This is a genomic window from Microvirga sp. jy35 (assembly GCF_056148915.1).
Window position 1 is genome coordinate 32,957 of record NZ_JBWBEW010000037.1, and the last position, 19,703, is coordinate 52,659.

At 63.2% G+C, this 19,703-nt stretch carries 20 protein-coding genes; 4 read left to right on the forward strand and 16 right to left on the reverse strand.

Features of this window, described 5'->3' with window-relative positions; all coding sequences use genetic code 11:
• Nucleotides 1-10 precede the first annotated feature (10 nt).
• The 4 genes from AC0QTX_RS21370 to AC0QTX_RS21385 all read right to left on the reverse strand — a co-directional run bounded on the left by AC0QTX_RS21370 (nucleotide 11) and on the right by AC0QTX_RS21385 (nucleotide 3,477).
• The gene (locus AC0QTX_RS21370) at nucleotides 11-1,918 is read right to left on the reverse strand and encodes an AAA family ATPase (RefSeq protein WP_474605837.1); all 1,908 of its coding nucleotides are present in this window, start codon (nucleotides 1,916-1,918) and stop codon (nucleotides 11-13) included.
• Between the two features lie 227 nt (nucleotides 1,919-2,145).
• The gene (locus tag AC0QTX_RS21375) at nucleotides 2,146-2,334 is read right to left on the reverse strand and encodes a hypothetical protein (protein ID WP_474605838.1); all 189 of its coding nucleotides are present in this window, start codon (nucleotides 2,332-2,334) and stop codon (nucleotides 2,146-2,148) included.
• Between the two features lie 377 nt (nucleotides 2,335-2,711).
• The gene (locus tag AC0QTX_RS21380; protein WP_474605839.1) at nucleotides 2,712-3,083 is read right to left on the reverse strand and encodes a DUF2493 domain-containing protein; all 372 of its coding nucleotides are present in this window, start codon (nucleotides 3,081-3,083) and stop codon (nucleotides 2,712-2,714) included.
• A gap of 238 nt (nucleotides 3,084-3,321) precedes the next feature.
• On the reverse strand, nucleotides 3,322-3,477 hold the full coding sequence (locus tag AC0QTX_RS21385; RefSeq protein ID WP_474605840.1) for a hypothetical protein: 156 nt from the start codon (nucleotides 3,475-3,477) through the stop codon (nucleotides 3,322-3,324).
• A gap of 341 nt (nucleotides 3,478-3,818) precedes the next feature.
• On the opposite strand from AC0QTX_RS21385, the gene AC0QTX_RS21390 reads away from it, so the two are divergent.
• Entirely contained in the window at nucleotides 3,819-4,181 is a 363-nt protein-coding gene (locus AC0QTX_RS21390) for a hypothetical protein (protein WP_474605841.1), read from the forward strand.
• Between the two features lie 60 nt (nucleotides 4,182-4,241).
• On the opposite strand, the gene AC0QTX_RS21395 is transcribed toward AC0QTX_RS21390, so the two are convergent.
• Together AC0QTX_RS21395 and AC0QTX_RS21400 are read right to left on the reverse strand one after the other, a co-directional pair.
• Nucleotides 4,242-4,607, reverse strand: a complete 366-nt coding sequence (locus AC0QTX_RS21395; RefSeq protein ID WP_474605842.1) for a hypothetical protein — start codon at nucleotides 4,605-4,607, stop codon at nucleotides 4,242-4,244.
• Between the two features lie 5 nt (nucleotides 4,608-4,612).
• Nucleotides 4,613-5,077, reverse strand: coding sequence for a hypothetical protein (locus AC0QTX_RS21400; protein WP_474605843.1), 465 nt, complete (start codon nucleotides 5,075-5,077; stop codon nucleotides 4,613-4,615).
• A gap of 103 nt (nucleotides 5,078-5,180) precedes the next feature.
• On the opposite strand from AC0QTX_RS21400, the gene AC0QTX_RS21405 reads away from it, so the two are divergent.
• Nucleotides 5,181-5,378, forward strand: coding sequence for a hypothetical protein (locus AC0QTX_RS21405; RefSeq protein WP_474605844.1), 198 nt, complete (start codon nucleotides 5,181-5,183; stop codon nucleotides 5,376-5,378).
• A 119-nt stretch (nucleotides 5,379-5,497) separates the two neighbouring features.
• Here AC0QTX_RS21405 and AC0QTX_RS21410 read toward each other — a convergent pair whose 3' ends face one another.
• From AC0QTX_RS21410 to hutI, 8 genes are all read right to left on the reverse strand, one after another.
• Entirely contained in the window at nucleotides 5,498-6,289 is a 792-nt protein-coding gene (locus AC0QTX_RS21410; RefSeq protein ID WP_474605845.1) for an ABC transporter ATP-binding protein, read from the reverse strand.
• A complete protein-coding gene (locus AC0QTX_RS21415) occupies nucleotides 6,286-7,062 on the reverse strand; it encodes an ABC transporter permease (RefSeq protein ID WP_474605846.1) in 777 nt (258 codons plus the stop codon). Before AC0QTX_RS21415 ends, AC0QTX_RS21410 begins: the two co-directional genes overlap by 4 nt.
• A gap of 103 nt (nucleotides 7,063-7,165) precedes the next feature.
• The gene (locus tag AC0QTX_RS21420) at nucleotides 7,166-8,107 is read right to left on the reverse strand and encodes an ABC transporter substrate-binding protein (RefSeq protein WP_474605847.1); all 942 of its coding nucleotides are present in this window, start codon (nucleotides 8,105-8,107) and stop codon (nucleotides 7,166-7,168) included.
• 316 nt (nucleotides 8,108-8,423) lie between these two features.
• On the reverse strand, nucleotides 8,424-9,035 hold the full coding sequence (locus AC0QTX_RS21425; protein ID WP_474605848.1) for a HutD/Ves family protein: 612 nt from the start codon (nucleotides 9,033-9,035) through the stop codon (nucleotides 8,424-8,426).
• On the reverse strand, nucleotides 9,035-10,699 hold the full coding sequence (hutU, locus tag AC0QTX_RS21430) for a urocanate hydratase (protein ID WP_474605849.1): 1,665 nt from the start codon (nucleotides 10,697-10,699) through the stop codon (nucleotides 9,035-9,037). Before hutU ends, AC0QTX_RS21425 begins: the two co-directional genes overlap by 1 nt.
• 11 nt (nucleotides 10,700-10,710) lie before the next feature.
• On the reverse strand, nucleotides 10,711-11,538 hold the full coding sequence (gene hutG / locus AC0QTX_RS21435) for an N-formylglutamate deformylase (RefSeq protein WP_474605856.1): 828 nt from the start codon (nucleotides 11,536-11,538) through the stop codon (nucleotides 10,711-10,713).
• Nucleotides 11,539-11,543: 5 nt separating this feature from the next.
• Complete coding sequence (gene hutH, locus AC0QTX_RS21440; protein WP_474605857.1) at nucleotides 11,544-13,076, reverse strand: histidine ammonia-lyase; 1,533 nt, start codon at nucleotides 13,074-13,076, stop codon at nucleotides 11,544-11,546.
• Between the two features lie 11 nt (nucleotides 13,077-13,087).
• Nucleotides 13,088-14,290 (reverse strand): imidazolonepropionase, encoded by a 1,203-nt coding sequence (gene hutI / locus AC0QTX_RS21445; RefSeq protein WP_474605850.1) that lies wholly within the window; start codon nucleotides 14,288-14,290, stop codon nucleotides 13,088-13,090.
• 154 nt (nucleotides 14,291-14,444) lie between these two features.
• Here hutI and AC0QTX_RS21450 point away from each other — a divergent pair, with 154 nt between their 5' ends.
• Together AC0QTX_RS21450 and hutC are read left to right on the forward strand one after the other, a co-directional pair.
• Nucleotides 14,445-15,803 (forward strand): formimidoylglutamate deiminase, encoded by a 1,359-nt coding sequence (locus AC0QTX_RS21450; protein WP_474605851.1) that lies wholly within the window; start codon nucleotides 14,445-14,447, stop codon nucleotides 15,801-15,803.
• 17 nt (nucleotides 15,804-15,820) lie between these two features.
• Entirely contained in the window at nucleotides 15,821-16,525 is a 705-nt protein-coding gene (gene hutC, locus AC0QTX_RS21455) for a histidine utilization repressor (RefSeq protein ID WP_474605852.1), read from the forward strand.
• 274 nt (nucleotides 16,526-16,799) lie between these two features.
• Here hutC and AC0QTX_RS21460 read toward each other — a convergent pair whose 3' ends face one another.
• Complete coding sequence (locus AC0QTX_RS21460; RefSeq protein WP_474605853.1) at nucleotides 16,800-17,960, reverse strand: cystathionine gamma-synthase; 1,161 nt, start codon at nucleotides 17,958-17,960, stop codon at nucleotides 16,800-16,802.
• Nucleotides 17,957-19,333 carry a pyridoxal-phosphate dependent enzyme gene (locus AC0QTX_RS21465; protein ID WP_474605854.1) on the reverse strand — a complete coding sequence of 459 codons (1,377 nt, stop codon included), beginning with the start codon at nucleotides 19,331-19,333 and terminating at the stop codon, nucleotides 17,957-17,959. Before AC0QTX_RS21465 ends, AC0QTX_RS21460 begins: the two co-directional genes overlap by 4 nt.
• Nucleotides 19,334-19,703 lie beyond the last annotated feature (370 nt).

The window sequence follows — 19,703 nt, forward strand, 5'->3', positions numbered from 1 at the left end:
TATCCGCCGGCTAGTTATCTTGAACTGAAGTTAAAAGATCCAGCAATTCGTTAGGAACATACTGTTGTATCTGGCCTAAGCTTTTCAAAAGATTGTCTTCCCTGAAGACCTGGGTTCGAGGCCTGCCGAGCACTCTTTTTGCAGCTTCTTCAATGTCGTGGCCACGGAACGTTAGGAACCATGCAGGATAGTCTAACGTAAAGCCACCGATCATTAGTACTGGCATCGACGTCTCATCTAACGCAGGCTGTACGTTCCCGAGTTCAAACTTTATCGCTGATGTTACCTTTGTAATGCAAAGTTGAAGCTTCGAAAGTAGTTCTGGGCTTGGCGTCTGCGCCGCGAAATCGCTCAAGGTTACGTCAATACCTGAAAAGCACGGAGCAAGGTCCCGCTCCCAATAAGCCAAATTGGAGTGTAGGAGAACCAAGGGGTCGAATAGATAGTTCTCAACGGCGTACCGGCGTGTGACGATCATGAGATTGTGAGTAGAACCATCTGTATCTTGATCGCACAACCCGCGGACAAGGTCGCCTACGTTTTGAAAATTGGTTAACCAATGCCTGACTTGTGTTTTTCCGCCGCCACTATTGCGATGTGAGGCACCTTCCTGCAGCGTCCCGACGTTGAGGAAGAATACGTTCTTGTCCTTCATCAAAGCACGACTTGCGGCAATTTCCGCTACTTTGTGGTAAAATTGAACGTCAATCTTGTCTTCAACAAGGACTATGCGTAAGCGATCAGTAACAACTCCGAACAAGCTAGCGCACATCATGTTCAGCGCACTCTGTTTTGTGACAGTTTCGATCCTAGGATCGGACCTGCGCATAAGCAGAATATTATCATTCGGCCACAAAGCTATTGTGGAAGGAGAATGCGATGCAATGCACACATAAACACCTTCCGTAGCCGCGATAGCCTGAAGTACTTCAATGAAACTTTTCGTCAGGGTTGGATTGAGGAGTGCATCAACTTCATCCAAAAGAAGAATAGCTTTCCCATCAACAGACTTCTGACCGAATGCGATTGCTCCAATAGCGAGCATCGCACGCTCTCCACTCGAAAGGCTAGAGAGATCTAGGTCGGAATTTCCATTTCGAACCTTCGCTTGGTAATCGCCAAGTCCGTTCGGTGGCGCAGTAGTGTATCCGCGCAGTCCACACTGGGCTAATATTGCATCAAAACTGACCCAGGGTGGATTACCAAACCGAGATATGAATTTGTCGCCTTCCAGTTTGATTGGGGTACTATCGCTATAATAAAAGCGAGTGCCATAGAAGCCGATACAATGCTGTTTCGCATAGTATTCTGCGAATATCGAGGTTAGGTCGACAATGCTCGCCGGATGAGGAGAGTTTTCAGGCCGCCAGACGTTTGCAACAGGCTGCTGGAATGCTAGCACAGTAATGACGTTGGCGAGTTCTGGCTCGTGTAATAGCGGCGCAAAAGCTATGTTGCGATCCCAAATATTATTAGGGCCCCGTGTTATAGATATAGATCTAGCATTCCTGAGATTGATCTCGTTTATGTAGGCCTCGATTTTTGACTCTGTCGTTGTGCCTCGGAAATGCGAGATAGCTGTTTCTGAATCTAGCTTCACGAACTCAGACGCTGCATAGTGCTCAACCCGATCTCTATCCGTCCCAAAGATGCTCGTCCGAAGCTCATGAAGTGGGCTGAGATCGTAAGTGCTGAGTATATCTTGCACTCGGTCACCTTCCTGCAGTTTGCTGCGGACTGGCGCTGAGGCTCCGTACGTAAGCTCCAAGTTGTAGTTCATGTAACGAGACACGAAATAGTCGTTTGGATCTACATCAAAGCTACTCGAGGGCGATAGGGCGTTATCGAACCTGCTATTTGCAAGAGCTTGTAAAAAGTGACTTTTCCCAGCGCCGTTCTCGCCCACGATGAGTGTCATGCGCTCTAGGGTCACGTCTGGTAAGTCAGCCAAAGATCGGTACGCGGCTGTTTGTCGAAGTGCTATTGACACAGTGTAACCCCTGCAGTTCTATTGCTGTTTATGGGCTCTGCAGCGCGCAATCAAGCGCTGTCTTCCGGAACCGAGGCGGAGTAAGTCCGTCCCTGCCTGTCCGGGAGATCGCCCCCCTCTATCCCTCTGGAAGAGAAGAGGGAGGGGTGAGGCGGTCAGCCCTCGTTATCGAGCGAGACGCTCATAGCCAAAAGCCAGCCGATAACCGTCCAGTTGAAAATGCCGCTGAGCAGCGCGAAGGCGATCTTCGTGCCCATGCCCTCGCTGGAGCGCAGGCTATAGATGGCTGCCGGGAGAAAGTAGACCGCTAGAACGGTGATCGTGATGATGTCCCAGTCGCTCATGAGCGGCCTCCTGAAGCCCGTCCTATTCAGGAAATGTCCTAACCTCTAGTGTAGCCGTACAACACTTAGCCGCATTCTCTCTCCGCTCTCCTTCCAGAGAGAGGGAGGCGCGGCGCTCCTTGAGAGCAAGAGCATCCTGGCGTGTGATGCCGAGAGCGGAAGCCGCCATATCGAGAATAGCCGTGTTCCAGTCCTCTATGGCGTTCGCCTTGCTCCGAAACGAGCGGAGCCGAAACCACTGGCCCAAGCACTGGTTCTTCAGGAGATGGCCTTCCTCAGCGTCGCAGCTAATCGAATACACCACCATTCGGCTAGGTAAGGTTGTCCAGGTGGCATGAACGTGGGCTTCCCCATCGCAGCCTGGGCAGCGATGGGGGCTACTCATCACCCGTACTCCCAGCCATGGGAGGAGTGGGGACCTCCCAGACATCGACACCGGCAGCTCGGGCGCGTCTGACCATATCGGCAGTGCCACGCCCTCCAGGGAAGGCGATCACGAGATCCGGCCTCCCTTCCGTAAGCATCCGAGCATTCCGGATCGGACCGGCCGCTCGGCCGTGGGCCCTCCAATCGGCCATGTACCGCTCGACGGCAAAGCCGTTCTCGAAAGCCCAATCGAATGCAAGGCTGTCGGCCCCGGGTGCGCCGCCTGTGATGATGGCTGATATCTGGTTCCGGTGTGGGTTGAGCGCCCTGTGAAGCAAATGGCTATCGCGGAAGTCGCGCCCGCCACAGACAAGAACCCTCATGACGCCCTCCCAGCAGAAAGAGGGGTCGAAAAGCGGTGGGACTCAAGGCTTAAAAAGCTTAATGAATTCAGAGAATGTCTCTGAGTCCCACTTTGGCCTAAGTCATTGAGATTGAACAAGAAGTGTATTCCGCCCCTGGGCACCACTTCCTGCTCCCTGAATTGTCAAAGGTTTGAAGCTCCGCGCTGATGGTCCAGCCGGGCATGCTGTCATGCATGGCGTTCGGTGGGCCGCAGGGTCAAGGACGCGGCTTTGCGCGAGCCATCACCGTGGTCTTCTCCGGTGCGAAAGCCTTGATCGCCTCGCCAAAGACGGCGCCGATCAGAAGTCCGCTGATAATGATCAGCGGCAGCTGCCGCCAGCTGACCCGTGGTCTCGGTAAAGGCCTGCTCATGGTGAAACCCTCATTGTACGCAGTTGAGCGACAGCCGCACGGATGGCGTGGTCTCTCGGCAAGATCGTCCAGCCCTTCATTCCTTCAGCCGAGCTGATGCCTGGAAGCCGTCATCTCTTCGCTGCGGGGAGGGACTCTCCTGCTCGTGCGCCAAGCTACCACAGGGCAAGAACGAAAAGAGTGGTTTTTCCTTTAGCCCAAAGGAGGTACGTAAATCCTGCGCCATGCCCAAAGGTGGGCACATTCTCTAGCCCTAATGGGCGATCCTACAGCGGATGAAGCCGATGACGGATCTGAAATCATTGAAGGACGTCATCAGTTAGACGTGGCGGGACGAGGAGATGGCCTCGGCAGCCTGCTACGGCATCGATGCCTATGCGAAGCGCTGGCCCTTCATTTACTTCATCAATCATTGGGACGTATGGGGCGAGAAGCGGAAGAGCCTGAAGCCTGAGGTGGACACTTGGCTGCAGCAGCACGGAGGCGCGTGCGACTTCTATCACCTGCTCGATACTTGGGGCCTCGTAGGGTTCAAGGACGCAAAGGCGGCAAGCCATTTCAAGTTGCGCTGGTCCGGTGTGCTGAAGGCGATGGCCTCCTCAGGCGAGACCTGGAATCCGCACCCGCACAGCAGTTCCTTTGCTCCGGCACATCACGAAGCGCCACGCCTGCAGGCGAGTAAAGCTCAACGCAGCTTGCGCTGACGCTTCATGGGATCGGCCTAGCCGTGGCGATCCCGAGCCTCTTCCGAACGCCGGCCCGGCCTACTTCCTCGCGCAAATCGCTCGCGCGATCATGCCTTTGGGGGTTTCGGTCGTGGAGAAGCAGTACACGCCCGACTCGTCCATATCGAAGCGGTCGCCGCGGTTGCAGGTGCCATTGACCGGGTACTCGTCCTCTTCGCAGCGTGCCGTGCAGCGCGCCTGAGCGGCGCATTCCTGCACGAAGACCCTCAGAAACGTCCCCGCCGAACCAGGCTTGCCCTCCGGGCCCAGTCTTCCCTCGGGCCCAGGCGGGCCGGCAGGGCCTGTCAGTCCGGCAGGACCGATCGGGCCCATGGGACCCGGAGGCCCGATCGGTCCGATCTCCCCGGCGACGCCCTGGGGGCCGGGCGGGCCTGCAGGCCCCATTATGCCTACGGGTCCCACAGGCCCCGGAGGTCCAGCAGGACCCTGGGGCCCGGCCGGGCCTGGCTCTCCCCGAGGTCCCGGGGCGCCTTGAGGCCCCTGGGGTCCTTGATGCCCTGCCAGACCCTGCGGGCCCTGGGGCCCGGGAGGTCCGGGCGGTCCTTCAGGACCCATCGGGCCAGCAGGACCGGATTGTCCCTCTGCTGCGGTTCGTGCCTCGGGGCTGCCGGGAGGTCCAGGAGGGCCGGGAGGGCCGGCAGGACCCTGCGGGCCGATTGGGCCGGCGGGCCCCGGAGCACCATCTCGTCCGGGCTCTCCCTGAGGTCCTGGGAGACCGGCGACACCCTGCGGGCCTTGAGTCCCCTCCGGTCCGGCGGGGCCTTGCGGACCCGGGGCTCCGTCGCGTCCGGGCTCGCCTTGGGGCCCCATCGGCCCGGCCGGTCCAGGCTGGGGCGGAGCAACCGCTGCGGCACTGGCCCTTTCGGCTGGGGCAGCAGGGCCTTTCTGCCCGCAGAAGCCGATCACCACCTGACGCTGCTCGTCCTCAGTCTGGATGTTCACGATGCAGGTGGCGGGATGATAGGCGAGACGGAAGGTGAAACGTCCATTCGCATCGGTTCTCGTCTGATGCTGCTCGTCGAGGGTGATCGGTGTCTGGCGCGGTTTGCTCAATCGGCCGATGACACGCAACTCCCCGCCCGTGATCATCGCCTGGTCGATGAGGATATCGGCCATGGCGGGAGACATGCTCGCGATGAAGATGGATCCGGCTAACAGGCGCTTGAGCATCGTGCCTTCCCCGCTCAGAGACACGAAGCGTCTCCTGAACGGGGGTGCCGGGTCAATTCATCCGGAAGGGATATCTCGGAAGCGCGTCGCACCCACAAACAATATCAGTGGACGCCTTCCGCCTGCATGGCCTCAACGCGGATTTCCTCCGTCAGCTGCGCCTTCAGGCTGGAAAATTCCGGCGTCGTCTTCATCCTGTAGTGCCTCGGATGCGGCAGGTCGACCGGGATGTCCGCCTTGATGCGGCCGGGTCGGGCCGACATGACGATGACGCGGGAGGCGAGGAAGATCGCTTCCTCGATGTCGTGGGTGACGAAGAGCACCGTCTTGCGCTCGCGCTCCCAGATGCCGAGCAGAAGCTCCTGCATCAGGCCGCGGGTCTGGTTGTCGAGGGCGCCGAAGGGCTCGTCGAGAAGCAGGATCTCCGGATCGTTGGCGAGCGCGCGGGCAATGGCGGTGCGCTGCTGCATGCCGCCGGAGAGCTGCTTGGGGAAGTGGTTCTCGAAGCCGCGCAGGCCCACCTTCTCGGTGTAGGAGGCGACGATCTCGTCTCGCCGCGCTTTCGGCGTGCCCTTCTCGCGCAGGCCGTAGGCGATGTTCTCGGCGATCGTGAGCCAGGGGAAGAGGGTGTAGGACTGGAACACCATGCCCCGGTCGGCGCCGGGACCTTTGATCTCGCGCCCGTTGAGCAGCACGCGCCCGTCGGTCGGCCGATCGAGGCCTGCAACGATGCGCAGGAGCGTCGACTTTCCGCAGCCGGAGGGGCCGAGGATGGTGATGAAGTCGTTCTGCGCCACCTGCAGGTTCGTGGGCTCGAGCGCCCGCACGGGCGCGCCGCCGCGCACGCCGGGGAAGACGCGCGAGACGTTGTCGATCTTGAGGATCGCGTTGCTCATGCGAGCCTCCAAGGAAAGAGCTTGCGGTTGACGGCCTTGAAAAGGAAATCGGAGATGAGGCCGATGATGCCGATGATGATGATGCCGAAGATCATCTGGCCCGTGGCGAGCAGCGCCTGGCTGTCGATGATCATGTGGCCGATGCCGGACGAGGAGCCGATGAGTTCGGCGACGATCACATAGGTCCAGGCCCAGCCGAGCACGAGGCGCAGGATTTCGGCGATCTCCGGGGCATTCGCCGGAATGAGCACGCGCTTCACGACGCCCTGGTCGCTGGAACCCAGCGTGTAGGCGGCCTCGACGAGGTCGCGCCGCGTGTTGCCCACGGCCACCGCCACCATGAGGATGATCTGGAAGACCGAGCCGATGAAGATGACGAGGAGCTTCTGCATCTCGCCGATGCCGGCCCAGAGGATGAGCAGCGGGACGAAGGCGGAAGCCGGCAGGTAGCGTGCGAAGGACACGAAGGGCTCGAGGAACGCCTCGAAGGACTTATAGGCGCCCATCATGATGCCGAGCGGCACGGCGATGGCCGCAGCGAGAACGAAGCCCCCGACGACGCGCCAGACGGTGATGCCGATGTCGCTCAGGAAGCCGAAGCGCGTGAGCAGCAGCCAGCCGTCCTGCAGCATGGTGATGGGATCGGCCAGGAAGGTGCGCGACACGAAACCGCCGAGCGTCGCGAAGGCCCAGGCCGCCACGAAGAGGACGAAGAAGGAAATGCCGAGCGTGACGCGCGTGCCCTGGCTGACCGGTTCGAGAGGACGAGGCATGAGGGATCTGCTCTGCGATCCGGATGTGTGTTCCGGACGACGCTTGTGAAGAATGGATCAGGCGGCGGCCCGCATGGAAGAGAGCCACCGCCGGAAGGATGCTTTACTGGATGAAGCTCGTATCGGCGAGCGCTTCCATGTCCGGCTTCTGCTTGATGATGCCGGTCTCAAGCAGCAGGTCCGCGGCCTCGGCCGAGAAGGTCTTGAACTCGCCCGCGAAGAACTTCTTGTTGGCCTCGCGGTCCTGCCAGCGCAGGTACTGTGCCGACTTGCCGAAGGCTTCGCCGGTCTGCTTCACGTCGGCGCCCATGATCTCGTAGGCCTTCGCCTGATCCTTGGCGATCATGTCGAGCGCTTCGAAATAGCTGTCGGCCAGGGCCTTCGCGGCCTTCGGGTTGTCGGTCAGGAACTTGGGCGTGCAGCCGAAGGTGTCCATCACGGCCGGGTAGTCGAGGGTGGTGGCGATGATCTTGCCGGACTGAGGCGCTGCGCGCACGGAGGAGAGATACGGCTCGTAGGTCATGGCCGCATCGTTCTGACCGGCGATGAAGGCTTGAGCCGCAGGGCCCGGCTCCATGTTGACCACGGTCACGTCCTTCACGGAGAGGCCGTTCTTCTTCAGCATCCAGGCCAGCACGAAATAGGGCGACGTGCCGGGCGCGGAGGCCGCCACCTGCTTGCCCTTGATGTCCTTGATCGAGCCCACGTCGTTCCTGACCACCATGCCGTCGGCACCGAAGCTCTTGTCGAGCTGGAAGATCTGCTTGGTGGGCACGCCGTTGGCGTTCCATACGATCCAGGTCTCCACCGTTGTGGCGGCGCACTGGATGTCGCCGGACTGGATGGCAAGGTGGCGGCTCGCCTGCGGGACCTTCTTGATCGTCACGTCGAGGCCGTTCTTCTTGAAGATGCCGGCCTCCTTCGCGAGCGTCAGGGGGGCGAAGCCCGTCCAGCCCGAGATGCCGACGGTCACCTTCGTCTCCTGCGCCGAGGCGGACCCGACCGCCAGCGCCAACACGGCCAAACCACCCAATACCGCCTTCATTGCAGCCTCCGATTTATCCAAGTTCCCTGGCTCGTTTGCCGACCGCACCCACTGGAGGGTTTTGCGCTTCTCGCATCGTGCATTGTCTTCGAGCGGGCGAATGGCACCATGCCGGAGCGGCAATGTCAAATGTCTATACATTTGGACCTGCCGTTGTTTTGGGCAGCGCCCGCCAAAAATTGCGCTTCTAAAAGTCTGGCCAGAAGTGATGCCTTCCCCTGAGCTCTCATCCTGAGAGGCCGGCTCATAAGGCACCGGCAGCCCTCCTCCCCACAAGGGGAGGGAAACACGTGGCCTATCTTTGTGAGCCACATTCTCAGGATGAGGCATGAGGGTCATGAGCCAGAGTTTCAGGCTGGTCCGACGCAATCTCCACCAAGATCGCCCGTCCAGTGCCGGAGAGGAGGATGAGATCCTGCATCGCCTCCAGCATCAGCGTGTCGAGCACATGCAGCGAATGAATCGTCGAGCCGAGCGTCACGTCGAAGGAGCCGTCGAGGGCGACAATGAAGGCGGTCACGGTGTCTTCCGACAGCAGCGCCACGCCCGACTCCACGAACCGCGTCCGGTGCCGGAACTGTCCACGCCGGGTCATGACGTTCAGATCGCGGATCGGTCCCAAAAGGAGCCGACCGCTCGTGGTGTCATCGCCGGTAAAGGAGAGCTTGGGAACGTCCTTGTCCAATCGGTAGGCGATGCCCTCCACCTCAAGCTCGATGCCGTCGCCCTCGACCACGATCAGCGTGCGGTCGATCCCCGGGAAAACCGAAAACGGTCCGTCGGAGGCTACATCCGCCATGCTGATGCGCCATCCGAACGTGTCGAAGCCGGAGCCCTCCGGAAAGGCCGCGACCTCCGCAGTGGTGCCGCCGCCGTTCTTCCACGGAACGCGGACGAGGTCCTCGCTGCGGATGACGCGCGCCTCCATCAGCGCAGGCTCGGCAGGTTGAGACCGTGTTCGCGGGCGCAGTCGACGGCGATGTCGTAGCCCGCATCCGCATGGCGCATGACGCCGGTCGCCGGATCGTTCCAGAGCACGCGCTCCACGCGCTTGGCCGCTTCCGGCGTGCCGTCGCACACGATCACCATGCCCGAATGCTGCGAGAAGCCCATGCCGACACCGCCGCCATGATGCAGCGACACCCAGGTAGCCCCGGAGGCGCAGTTGAGAAGCGCGTTCAGCAATGGCCAGTCGGAGACCGCATCCGAGCCGTCCTTCATGGCCTCCGTCTCGCGGTTCGGGCTCGCCACCGAGCCGGAATCGAGATGGTCGCGGCCGATCACGATGGGGGCCTTCAGCTCGCCCTTGGCCACCATTTCGTTGAAGGCGAGGCCGAGGCGGTGTCGATCGCCGAGGCCGACCCAGCAGATGCGCGCCGGCAGGCCCTGGAACTTGATGCGCTCACGCGCCATGTCGAGCCAGTTGTGCAGGTGCTTGTTGTCCGGGAGCAGCTCCTTCACCTTGGCGTCCGTCCTGTAGATGTCCTCCGGATCGCCCGAGAGCGCGCACCAGCGGAACGGCCCGATGCCGCGGCAGAAGAGCGGGCGGATATAGGCCGGAACGAAGCCCGGGAAGTCGAAGGCGTTGTCGACGCCTTCTTCTTTCGCCATCTGGCGGATGTTGTTGCCGTAATCGAGGGTCGGGACGCCGGCCTTGTGGAAGTCGAGCATGGCGCGCACGTGCTCGGCCATGGATTGCTTGGCGGCATGCTCCACGGCCTTGGGATCGGTCTCGCGCTTGGCCTCCCATTCGGCAAGCGTCCAGCCCTTCGGCAGGTAGCCGTTGATGGGATCGTGCGCGGAGGTCTGATCCGTGACCGCATCGGGGCGGATGCCGCGCCGGTAGATCTCCGGGAAGATCTCGGCGGCGTTGCCGAGGAGGCCGACGGAGACCGGCTTCCTGTCGCGGCAGGACTGCTCAATGATGGCGAGTGCCTCGTCGAGGTTGTCGGCGCGCTGGTCCACATAGCCTGTGCGCAGGCGCATCTCGATGCGGCTCGGCTGGCACTCGACCGCAAGGCACGACGCACCCGCCATGGTGGCGGCAAGCGGCTGTGCGCCGCCCATGCCGCCGAGGCCGCCGGTAAGGATCCAACGTCCTGAGAGATCGCCGTTGTAGTGCTGGCGGCCCACTTCCACGAAGGTCTCGTAGGTGCCCTGCACGATGCCCTGCGTGCCGATATAGATCCAGGAGCCGGCGGTCATCTGACCGTACATCATGAGCCCCTTGCGATCGAGCTCATGGAACTTGTCCCAGGTGGCCCAGTGCGGCACCAGGTTGGAATTGGCGATCAGCACGCGCGGTGCGTCCGCATGGGTGCGGAACACGCCCACGGGCTTGCCTGACTGCACGAGCAGGGTCTCGTCCTCTTCCAGGTTCTTCAAAGCGGCCACGATGCGGTCGAAGCTGTCCCAGTCGCGCGCCGCGCGGCCGATGCCGCCATAGACCACGAGCTCGCCGGGCTTCTCGGCGACCATTGGATCGAGGTTGTTCATCAGCATGCGCAGCGGAGCCTCCGTCAGCCAGCTCTTGGCCGACAGGTCGGTGCCGTGGGGGGCGCGGATCACGCGGGCGTTATCGATGCGGGTCATGAGACGGATCCTCAGGCTTTGGATTGGGCGAAGGTGAGACAGGTCTGGAGGATGAGGGTGAGCGCAGCGCGTAGGGGTGCCGCATAGGCCTCGTCGTACGGTGTCGGCCACTGGCCCTCGGATACGGGGCCGAGCGGCTCGCGCATGTAGCCGCGGCAGGCGAGCTCCATCTGGACGGCATGGACACCCGCATCAGGATGACCAAGGCTTCGCGTGATGTAGCCGCCCTTGAAGCGGCCGTTGACCACATGGCTGAAGCCGCTGCTCGCGCAGACTTTTTCGATGGCGTCGCTCAAGGACCGGTCACAGGTCGTTCCGCCATTCGTGCCGATGTTGAAGTGGGGCAGGGTGCCGTCGAAGAGGCGGGGTATGACCGAGCGGATCGAATGGCAATCATAGACCACCACGTTGGCCTGCCTGGCCCGCAGCCGCTCGGTCTCAGCGCGCAGCACCGCATGATAGGGATCGAAGAAGCGGGCGCGACGCTCGGCGATCTCCTCCGCTGTCGGCTCGGCGCCCGGCTCGTAGAGCGGCTCGCCGTCGAAGGTTGTTGTCGGGCAAAGCTCCGTGGTCGCCTGTCCCGGATAGAGAGAGACGCCGGACGGATCGCGATTCACGTCGATCACCGTACGGGAGATGGTCGTGCGGATCACCGTGGCGCCGAGGCCGGCTGCGAAATCGTACAGCTGCTCGATCCACCAATCCGCATCCTTGCGCGACAGCCAGGGTGACACGAGACCATGCTCGTACCCAGCCGGAATGTCCGTGCCCGTATGCGGCAGGCTCACCACGAGCGGCGCGTCGCCACGGACGACGGTGAGCCAGTCCGGATGCTCCATGCTCATCACCTTGCCTCGTCCGTCACGAGCGGCAGCACGTCGTGGCCTACGGCATCGGCCAGCGCCCCGGAGGCGATGAGGGCCGTAGCCACTTGCATTTCAGGCGCCATGTGCCGGTCGTCGTCGAGATGCGGGATCTGCGCGCGCAGCAGCGCGCGGGCGCGCTCCAGGCGCTCACTCGATGTCATCGGCGCATGGAAATCGCAGCCCTGGACGGCCGCGAGGTATTCAATGCCGATGACGTTGGCGGTGTTCGCCGCCATCGGCAGGAGCCTGCGCGCGCCATGAGTCGCCATGGAGACGTGGTCTTCCTGGTTGGCGGAGGTCGGGATGGAATCCACACTCGCCGGATAGGCGCGCTGCTTGTTCTCGGACACGAGTGCCGCGGCCGTCACCTGTGGGATCATGAAGCCGGAGTTGAGGCCCGGCTTCGGCGTGAGGAAGGCGGGCAGGCCAGAGAGCGTCGGGTCGACCAGCATGGCGATGCGCCGCTCGGCGAGCGAGCCGATCTCGCACAGGGCCATGGCGATCATGTCGGCGGCGAAAGCCACCGGCTCCGCATGGAAGTTGCCGCCGGAGATGACCTCTCCGGTATCCGAGAAGACGAGCGGATTGTCGGAGACGCCGTTCGCCTCGGTGCCGAGCGTCTCAGCCGCTTGGCGCAGCAGGTCGAGCACGGCGCCCATCACCTGCGGCTGGCAGCGCAGGCAGTAGGGATCCTGCACCCGGTCGTCATTGGTGAGGTGCGACGCGCGGATGGCGCTGCCCTGCATCAGAGCGCGCAGAGAGGCGGCCACTTCGATCTGCCCGCGGTGACGGCGCAGCTTCTGGATGCGCTCGTCGAATGGGCCGTCCGAACCCTTGGCCGCATCGGTGGCGAGCGCTCCCGTGATGAGTGCAGCACGGAACACCTGCTCGGCTTCGAACAGACCTGCGAGCGCGAGAGCCGTCGATACCTGGGTGCCGTTGAGAAGCGCCAGGCCTTCCTTGGGGCCGAGGGTCAGCGGCGAAAGACCGGCATGCGCAAGAGCCGCCTCCGCCTTCACCCGCACACCATCGACGAAGAACTCGCCGACGCCCATGAGGGCTGCGGTCATGTGGGCGAGGGGGGCGAGATCGCCCGAGGCGCCGACGGATCCCTGACCGGGAATGACGGGAACGAGGTTCGCTTTGAGGCAGGCGGTCAGGTGCTCGATGGTGGACCACTTCACGCCCGACGCGCCCTGCGCAAGGCTTGCCAGCTTGAGCGCCATCACGAGGCGCACAACGGAAGCGGGCAAAGGTTCGCCGACGCCCGCCGCATGCGAGAGCACGATGTTGCGCTGGAGGGTTGCCAGATCGGCGGTGCCGATGCGTACGCTCGCGAGCCTTCCGAAGCCGGTGTTGATGCCGTAGACCGGGTCGCCTTTGGCCACGATGGTCTCGATGGTCTTGGCGCTGGCCTCGATAGCCCGGCGGCTATCCTGATCCAGAGCGATATCCGCCCCGAAATAGACGCTGCGCCAGTCGGCCAGAGAAACCGAGCCGGGATGAAGCATGATGGTTTGTGTCACTGTCCCCTCCAGACACGGGTGTGAAGCGGGTTGAAGCCGATGCGGTAGACGAGTTCCGCGGGCCGTTCGATGTTCCAGATGGCGAGGTCGCAGCTCTTGCCGGGCTCCAGCGTGCCGATCTCATCGAGCCTTCCGAGCGCGCGGGCGGCCTCGCGCGTCACGCCCGCGATGCATTCCTCGACGGTCAGGCGGAACAGGGTGGCGCCCATGTTCATGGTCAGCAGCAGCGAGGTGAGCGGCGAGGTGCCGGGATTGCAGTCAGTTGCGAGCGCCATGTGTGTGCCGGCTTTGCGGAACGCAGCGATGGGCGGCACCTTGGTCTCCCGCAGCATGTAGAAGGCGCCCGGCAGCAGCACGGCCACGGTGCCGGCCTTCGCCATCGCGGCGGCGCCGTCCTCGTCCGTATATTCAAGATGATCGGCCGAGAGCGCGCCATGATCGGCCGCGAGCTTGGCGCCATGCAGGTTGGAGAGCTGGTCCGCGTGCAGCTTGATGCTGAGTCCAGCCGCCTTTGCCGCATCGAACACGCGAGCGGTCTGCGCGGGCGAGAACGCGATGCCCTCGCAGAAGGCATCGACCGCATCGGCCAATCCTTCGCGGGCCAGGGCCGGCAGCATCTCGGTGCAGATCTTTTCGATGAAGGCGTCCTTGTCGCCATTCGCTTCCGGCGGCAGGGCATGGGCGCCGAGGAAGGTGGTGGTGACGGAAACGAGGCGCTCGCCGGCAAGACGCCGCGCGGCGCGAAGGGTTCGCGCTTCCGTCTCGAGGTCGAGCCCGTAGCCCGACTTGATCTCGATGGTGGTGCAGCCCTCACTGATGAGGTGATCGAGCCGGGGCAGGGCACTGGCGACAAGCACGTCCTCGCTTGCCGCGCGGGTGGCCTTCACGGTTGACACGATACCGCCGCCGGCCCGGGCGATCTCCTCGTAGCTCGCGCCTTGCAGGCGCAGCTCGAACTCGTGCGCCCGGTCGCCGCCATAGACCAGGTGGGTGTGGCAATCGACGAGGCCAGGGGTGATCCAGCGGCCCTCACAATCGATCTGCTCGGCCGCATCCCAGCCGCTCGGCAGGTCCTGGGCCGGTCCGGCAAAGGCGATGCGGCCATCCTTGGCGGCGACGGCTCCGCTCTCGACGATCCCGAGGCTGTCTCCTCTGAGCGTAGCGAGGCGGGCGTTGAGCCAGACCCGGTCGAAGCGCATGTTCCTGCTCCGGTGCGGTTGCGATAATGTCTATACATAATCGCGAACTATCGATATTGTCTAGACGTATTCGATCGGCTCTGATGGTCGGGCGGCGGCGTGGCTTTTTGGCGGCTGCCAACGGCTAGGCTACCCGTCAGCAAAGGTGACAGCGATGCGCAGGCTCATTCTCGATCATGCCCTCCTTGCCCGCGGCTGGGCCCGGAATGTCGGCCTCGACATCGAGGGTGGAACGATCACGGCCGTGCAACCGGAGGCTTCACCCGATGGCCGCGAGCGCGTCGCCGGAATCGCGCTGCCGGGCCTGCCGAACCTGCACAGCCATACCTTTCAGCGCGGCATGGCGGGGCTTGCCGAAACCCGCGGGCCGGAGGGCGACAGCTTCTGGACCTGGCGGCAGGTGATGTACCGCTTCCTCGGCTCCCTCACGCCGGACGACGCGGAGGCCATCGCGGCTTTCGCCATGATGGAGATGCTGGAAGGCGGCTTCACCGCGCTCGCAGAATTCCACTACCTGCACCACGACGCGGAAGGCCGCCCCTACGCCGACATCGCGGAGCTCTCCGGACGCATCGCGGCCGCCGCGCAGGAAACCGGCATGGGCCTGACGCTGCTGCCGGTGTTCTACGCGCAGGGCGGCTTCGGCGGTGCTGCGCCGACGGAGGGTCAGCGGAGATTCGTCAACGGCGTCGAGCGCTATGGGCGTCTCCTCGAGGGCGCCCGCCAAAGCGTTGCCGTTCTCGATGATGCGATCGTCGGCATTGCGCCGCACAGCCTGCGCGCCGTGACGCCCGAGAGCCTGAGCGAAGTGATAGCATTGGCAGGCGAGGGGCCGGTCCATATCCACATCGCCGAGCAGGTGAAGGAGGTTGAGGACTGCGTCGCATGGTCAGGGCAGCGCTCGGTGTCGTGGCTGCTCGACCATGCGACCGTCGACGACCGCTGGTGCCTTATCCACGCCACGCATCTCGACCCGCAGGAGGTGAGGGGCATCGCCATGAGCGGCGCGGTGGCGGGCCTGTGCCCGATCACCGAGGCCAATCTCGGCGACGGTATTTTCGAGGGTGTCGGTCATCTCGCAGCAGGAGGGCGCTTCGGCGTCGGGTCCGATTCCAACATCGAGATTTCAGCGCCGGGAGAACTCAAGCAGTTCGAGTACAGTCAGCGCCTCAAGCACCGCGCGCGCAACGTTCTGGCCGAGCGGGAGGGGCAGTCGACGGGACGCAGCCTCTATGAGAAGGCACTGTCGGGCGGAGCGCAGGCGCTCGGGCGGCGCATCGGTGCAATCGCCGAGGGGTATCGTGCCGATCTCGTCGTGCTCGATGGGGAGCATGCCGATCTCGCCGCCATCTCAGGCGATCGCTGGCTCGATTCCTATGTTTTCGTGGCCGGTAAGGCCGCCATCGATACGGTGTTCGTTGCGGGCAGGCCCGTGGTAAGGAGCGGCCGCCATCTGAACCGCGATACGATCCATGCCCGCTATGCGCGGGCCATGGCCCGCATCCTTGGATGAGGAAAGATCACGCAGGCATGAAGCATCTGCACCAGCGCATCCGCGACGACATCGAGGCCAGGATCATGTCCGGCGAGTGGCCTCCGGGGCACCGCATTCCCTTCGAGCATGAGCTGATGGGCGAGTACGGCTGCTCGCGCATGACCGTGAACAAGGTGCTCTCGACGCTCGCCGCCAACGGCCTCATCACGCGCCGGCGCCGGGCAGGCACCGTGGTAGCCGAGCCGAGCAACCAGCAGGCCGTGCTGCAGATCCAGGATTTCGCCTTGGAGGCGGCCCGCGCTGGAGTGGAGTATCGCTTCAAGATCCTGAGCCGCTCCATCGAGCCCATCGATGCCGCCGCGGCGCAGCGCACGGGGCTGCCGGCTGGGACGGAGATGCTCTGTCTCTCGACGCTTCACGTGATGGATGACGTGCCGCAAGCCTTCGAGCAACGTCTGATCAACCTTGCCACTGTGCCTGAAGCCGGCGACGAGTTGTTCAAAGACGACCCGCCCGGCACCTGGCTGCTGCGGCGCGTGCCGTGGACGGATGCGGAGCACATCGTCCGCGCGGTCAATGCGGACAGCGCAATGGCCAAACGGCTCAGAATCCAGACCGGATCAGCCTGTCTCATGCTGGAGCGGCGGACCTGGCAGGCAGGTGCCTTCGTGACCGAGGCCCGGATCACCTATCCCGGCGACAGGCACCAGCTTGTGGGACGGTTCTCGCCCGTTGCTTGAACGGGGCGTATTATCCCCGGCTTTCGCAGGGACTGGGATAATACCCTCACTGTCATTCCGGGGCTGCTCGTAGAGCCGAGCCCGGAATCCATAAACACGACGCCGCAGCTTAGAACGCCATGAACGCCGTTACCTCTTATTCTGAGTCGTCAGCGGTTATGGATTCCGGGCTCCGCTGCGCGGCCCCGGAATGACAGTGGATGTGCCTCAAATCGAGATCACCGGCACAAGGCCGGTGATGACGAGATGGGAGGAATTTCGCTTTAGGCAACGCTTACCCCAAAGCCGAGCGCAGATCATCGATCAGGTCGTCCGCATCCTCGATGCCCACCGACAGGCGCACGAGCCCGTCGTCGATGCCGAGTTCCGCCCGCACCTCCGGCGGCACGGAGGCATGGGTCATGATGGCCGGATGCTCGATCAGGCTCTCCACCCCGCCTAAGCTCTCGGCCAGGGTGAACAGCTGGCAGCGCTCCAGGAAGCGCGTCGCCCCGTCGAGCCCGCCCTTGATGCGGGCCGTGATGATGCCGCCGAAGCCGCGCATCTGGCGCTTGGCGAGCTCATGCTGCGGATGCGAGGCGAGGCCCGGATAGATCACCCCGTCGACGCCCGGATGGGCTTCCAGAAACTGCGCGATCCTGAGGGCCGAGGTGCAGTGGCGCTCCATGCGCAGCGAGAGGGTCTTCAGGCCGCGCAGGGCCAGAAAGCTGTCGAAAGGTCCGGAGACGGAGCCGACGGCGTTCTGCAGGAAGGCGATCTTCTCGCGGATCTCCTGGTCCTGGCCGACGATCACCACGCCGCCGACCATGTCGGAATGTCCGTTGAGATACTTGGTGGTGGAATGCACCACGATGTCGAAGCCGAACTCAAGCGGACGCTGTACATAAGGACTGGCGAAGGTGTTGTCGGCGACGAGCCAGGTGGCATGCCCACGCGCTGCGGCCGCAATCGCTTCGAGGTCGGCGAGCTTGAGGAGCGGGTTGGTGGGCGTCTCGACCCAGACGAGCTTCGTGTTGGGGCGCAGGGCCGCCTTCACGGCGTCGGCATCGCCCAGATCGACATACGTGATGTCGAGCCCCGCCGACTTCCGGCGTACGCGCTCGAACAGACGGCGCGTGCCTCCATAAAGATCGTCGGACGCGACGATGTGCGATCCATGCTCCAGCATATCGAGCACGGTGGCGCTCGCCGCCAGACCCGAGGAGAACGCAAAGGCCGCCGTGCCCCCTTCCAGATCCGCGATGCAGCGCTCAAAGGCCATGCGTGTCGGGTTCTGCGAGCGGGCATATTCGAAGCCCTTGTGAACGCCGGGGCTCTCCTGTGCGAAGGTCGAGGTGGCGTAGATCGGCATCATGACGGCGCCGGTGGTAGGATCCGGCGACTGGCCCGCATGGATGCAGCGGGTGGCAAAATCGAGCTGATTGCGGGCGGTCATTGGGCTTGGATCCGGAAGAAGTTGATAAGGTCGATGCGGGTGGCGAGGCCTACGAAGGAATCGCCATCCATGATCACCGGCACGAGGCCGGAGGCGAAGAGGGGGAGAAGCTCCCGGACGGGAGCATCGGCCGAAATGGTCTGCAGGCGCGAGACCATCACGTCGCGCACCGGCTTGTCGAACACACTCTGCGGCGCGCCCTCGCTGGCCACCAGCGCATCCAGGATGTCGCTTTCATCGACCAGTCCCACCACGCGGCCATTGTCGATCACGGGCAGTTGCGAGACGTCCGAGGAGCGCATGCGGGCGAAGGCCGAGCGCAGGGTCTCTGTGGGCGAGACGAAGATGGTCGCGCCTTCGCCGAAGGGATTGATCACCACATCCCGCGCCGTGCCGGTGACCTTGCGGTCGAGCCAACCTTCCTGGGCGATGAAGGCATCGTTGAAAACCTTCGACAGGTACTTGGCGCCCGTGTCGCACACGAGGGTGACGACCCGCTTCGGCTCGGTCTGTACGCGGCAATAGCGGAGCGCCGCAGCCAACAGGGTTCCGGACGAGGATCCCGCCAGGATGCCTTCCTTGCGCAGCAGTTCGCGGGCCGCCGTGAAGCTCTCCTTGTCGGTGATGGAATAGGCTTTCCTGACCAAAGAGAGGTCGCAGTTCGGCGGCACGAAATCCTCCCCGATGCCCTCCACGGCCCAGGAGCCGGCCTCGGTCATCTCTCCGGTTTCGACCAGCGGCGCAAGAATCGAGCCTGCGGGGTCTGCCAGGACCATGGCGGTCTTCGGCGAGGCCTTCCGGAGAAACCGCCCGACACCGGTCAATGTGCCGCCGGAGCCGACGCCGACAACAACGGCGTCCACATCGCCGCCCATTCCCTCCAGGATCTCCGGGCCGGTGCTTGCCTCGTGGGCAGCCGGATTGGCCGGGTTTTCGAACTGGTTGATGTAGACGGCGCCCGGCGTCTTGGCGGTGATTGCCTGGGCAAGGTCCTGGTAATAGTCCGGGTGGCCCTTGCCCACGTCGGAGCGGGTGATGACCACCTCGGCCCCAAGCGCCTTGGCGTGCAGCACCTTCTCCCGGGACATCTTGTCCGGCACCACGAGAAGGGTGCGATAGCCTTTGCTGGCGCCGACCAGAGCCAAGCCGACGCCCGTATTCCCTGCGGTGGCCTCAATGATCGTGCCGCCGGGTTTCAGGCGGCCATCGGCTTCGGCCGCTTCGATCATGGCCCGCGCCGGCCGGTCCTTGATGGAGCCGCTGGGGTTGGCGCTCTCCAGCTTCAGGAAGAGCCTACAGGGACCGGTATCGAGGCTCGTCACCTCGACGAGAGGGGTCCTGCCGATCAGATCCAGGGCTCCATGGGCAGCCATATTAATCATCTTTCAGATGTGAAATATCTAAATCGTTTCTTTTCGTCGTGAAACTGCCTCGTCATTATAGATACCGGAGTAAATTGTCACCTCTCCTCCCGATCACTCAACCGCGATCCGCAGGTTCGGGTCCCGGTGAAGCGCAAGGCGGAATATCTTTGACCGATACGAAAAAGCCCCGACCTTTCGGCCGGGGCTTTTTGGGTGAGCTAGAGTTAGATGACGAAGAAGTCCTTGTAGGTGAGGGAGAGGTTCTTCGACAGTTGGGCAAACTCCACCGCTGCGCCCCGGCTGGAGCCGTCCGCATCATAGGAGAGCACGCCCGTCTTCTTGTTGTAGACCAGGTAGTCGTCCCGCTCACGGGCTTTGC

What these genes read in the sequence shown, in the direction of transcription:
- AC0QTX_RS21415 (WP_474605846.1), bottom strand. Translation starts at nt 7,062, where the DNA reads ATGCCTCGTCCTCTCGAACCGGTCAGCCAGGGCACGCGCGTCACGCTC.
- hutH (WP_474605857.1), bottom strand. Translation starts at nt 13,076, where the DNA reads ATGCTTCATCCCGGCTCGGTTTCTCTGGCCGACTGGCGCAGCGTCTAT.
- AC0QTX_RS21410 (WP_474605845.1), bottom strand. Translation starts at nt 6,289, where the DNA reads ATGAGCAACGCGATCCTCAAGATCGACAACGTCTCGCGCGTCTTCCCC.
- AC0QTX_RS21380 (WP_474605839.1), bottom strand. Translation starts at nt 3,083, where the DNA reads ATGAGGGTTCTTGTCTGTGGCGGGCGCGACTTCCGCGATAGCCATTTG.
- AC0QTX_RS21450 (WP_474605851.1), top strand. Translation starts at nt 14,445, where the DNA reads ATGCGCAGGCTCATTCTCGATCATGCCCTCCTTGCCCGCGGCTGGGCC.
- AC0QTX_RS21420 (WP_474605847.1), bottom strand. Translation starts at nt 8,107, where the DNA reads ATGAAGGCGGTATTGGGTGGTTTGGCCGTGTTGGCGCTGGCGGTCGGG.
- hutU (WP_474605849.1), bottom strand. Translation starts at nt 10,699, where the DNA reads ATGACCCGCATCGATAACGCCCGCGTGATCCGCGCCCCCCACGGCACC.
- hutC (WP_474605852.1), top strand. Translation starts at nt 15,821, where the DNA reads ATGAAGCATCTGCACCAGCGCATCCGCGACGACATCGAGGCCAGGATC.
- hutI (WP_474605850.1), bottom strand. Translation starts at nt 14,290, where the DNA reads ATGCGCTTCGACCGGGTCTGGCTCAACGCCCGCCTCGCTACGCTCAGA.
- AC0QTX_RS21390 (WP_474605841.1), top strand. Translation starts at nt 3,819, where the DNA reads ATGGCCTCGGCAGCCTGCTACGGCATCGATGCCTATGCGAAGCGCTGG.
- AC0QTX_RS21460 (WP_474605853.1), bottom strand. Translation starts at nt 17,960, where the DNA reads ATGACCGCCCGCAATCAGCTCGATTTTGCCACCCGCTGCATCCATGCG.
- AC0QTX_RS21465 (WP_474605854.1), bottom strand. Translation starts at nt 19,333, where the DNA reads ATGGCTGCCCATGGAGCCCTGGATCTGATCGGCAGGACCCCTCTCGTC.
- AC0QTX_RS21395 (WP_474605842.1), bottom strand. Translation starts at nt 4,607, where the DNA reads ATGGGGCCTGCAGGCCCGCCCGGCCCCCAGGGCGTCGCCGGGGAGATC.
- AC0QTX_RS21370 (WP_474605837.1), bottom strand. Translation starts at nt 1,918, where the DNA reads ATGACACTCATCGTGGGCGAGAACGGCGCTGGGAAAAGTCACTTTTTA.
- AC0QTX_RS21385 (WP_474605840.1), bottom strand. Translation starts at nt 3,477, where the DNA reads ATGAGCAGGCCTTTACCGAGACCACGGGTCAGCTGGCGGCAGCTGCCG.
- AC0QTX_RS21375 (WP_474605838.1), bottom strand. Translation starts at nt 2,334, where the DNA reads ATGAGCGACTGGGACATCATCACGATCACCGTTCTAGCGGTCTACTTT.
- hutG (WP_474605856.1), bottom strand. Translation starts at nt 11,538, where the DNA reads ATGGAGCATCCGGACTGGCTCACCGTCGTCCGTGGCGACGCGCCGCTC.
- AC0QTX_RS21425 (WP_474605848.1), bottom strand. Translation starts at nt 9,035, where the DNA reads ATGGAGGCGCGCGTCATCCGCAGCGAGGACCTCGTCCGCGTTCCGTGG.
- AC0QTX_RS21405 (WP_474605844.1), top strand. Translation starts at nt 5,181, where the DNA reads ATGATAGGCGAGACGGAAGGTGAAACGTCCATTCGCATCGGTTCTCGT.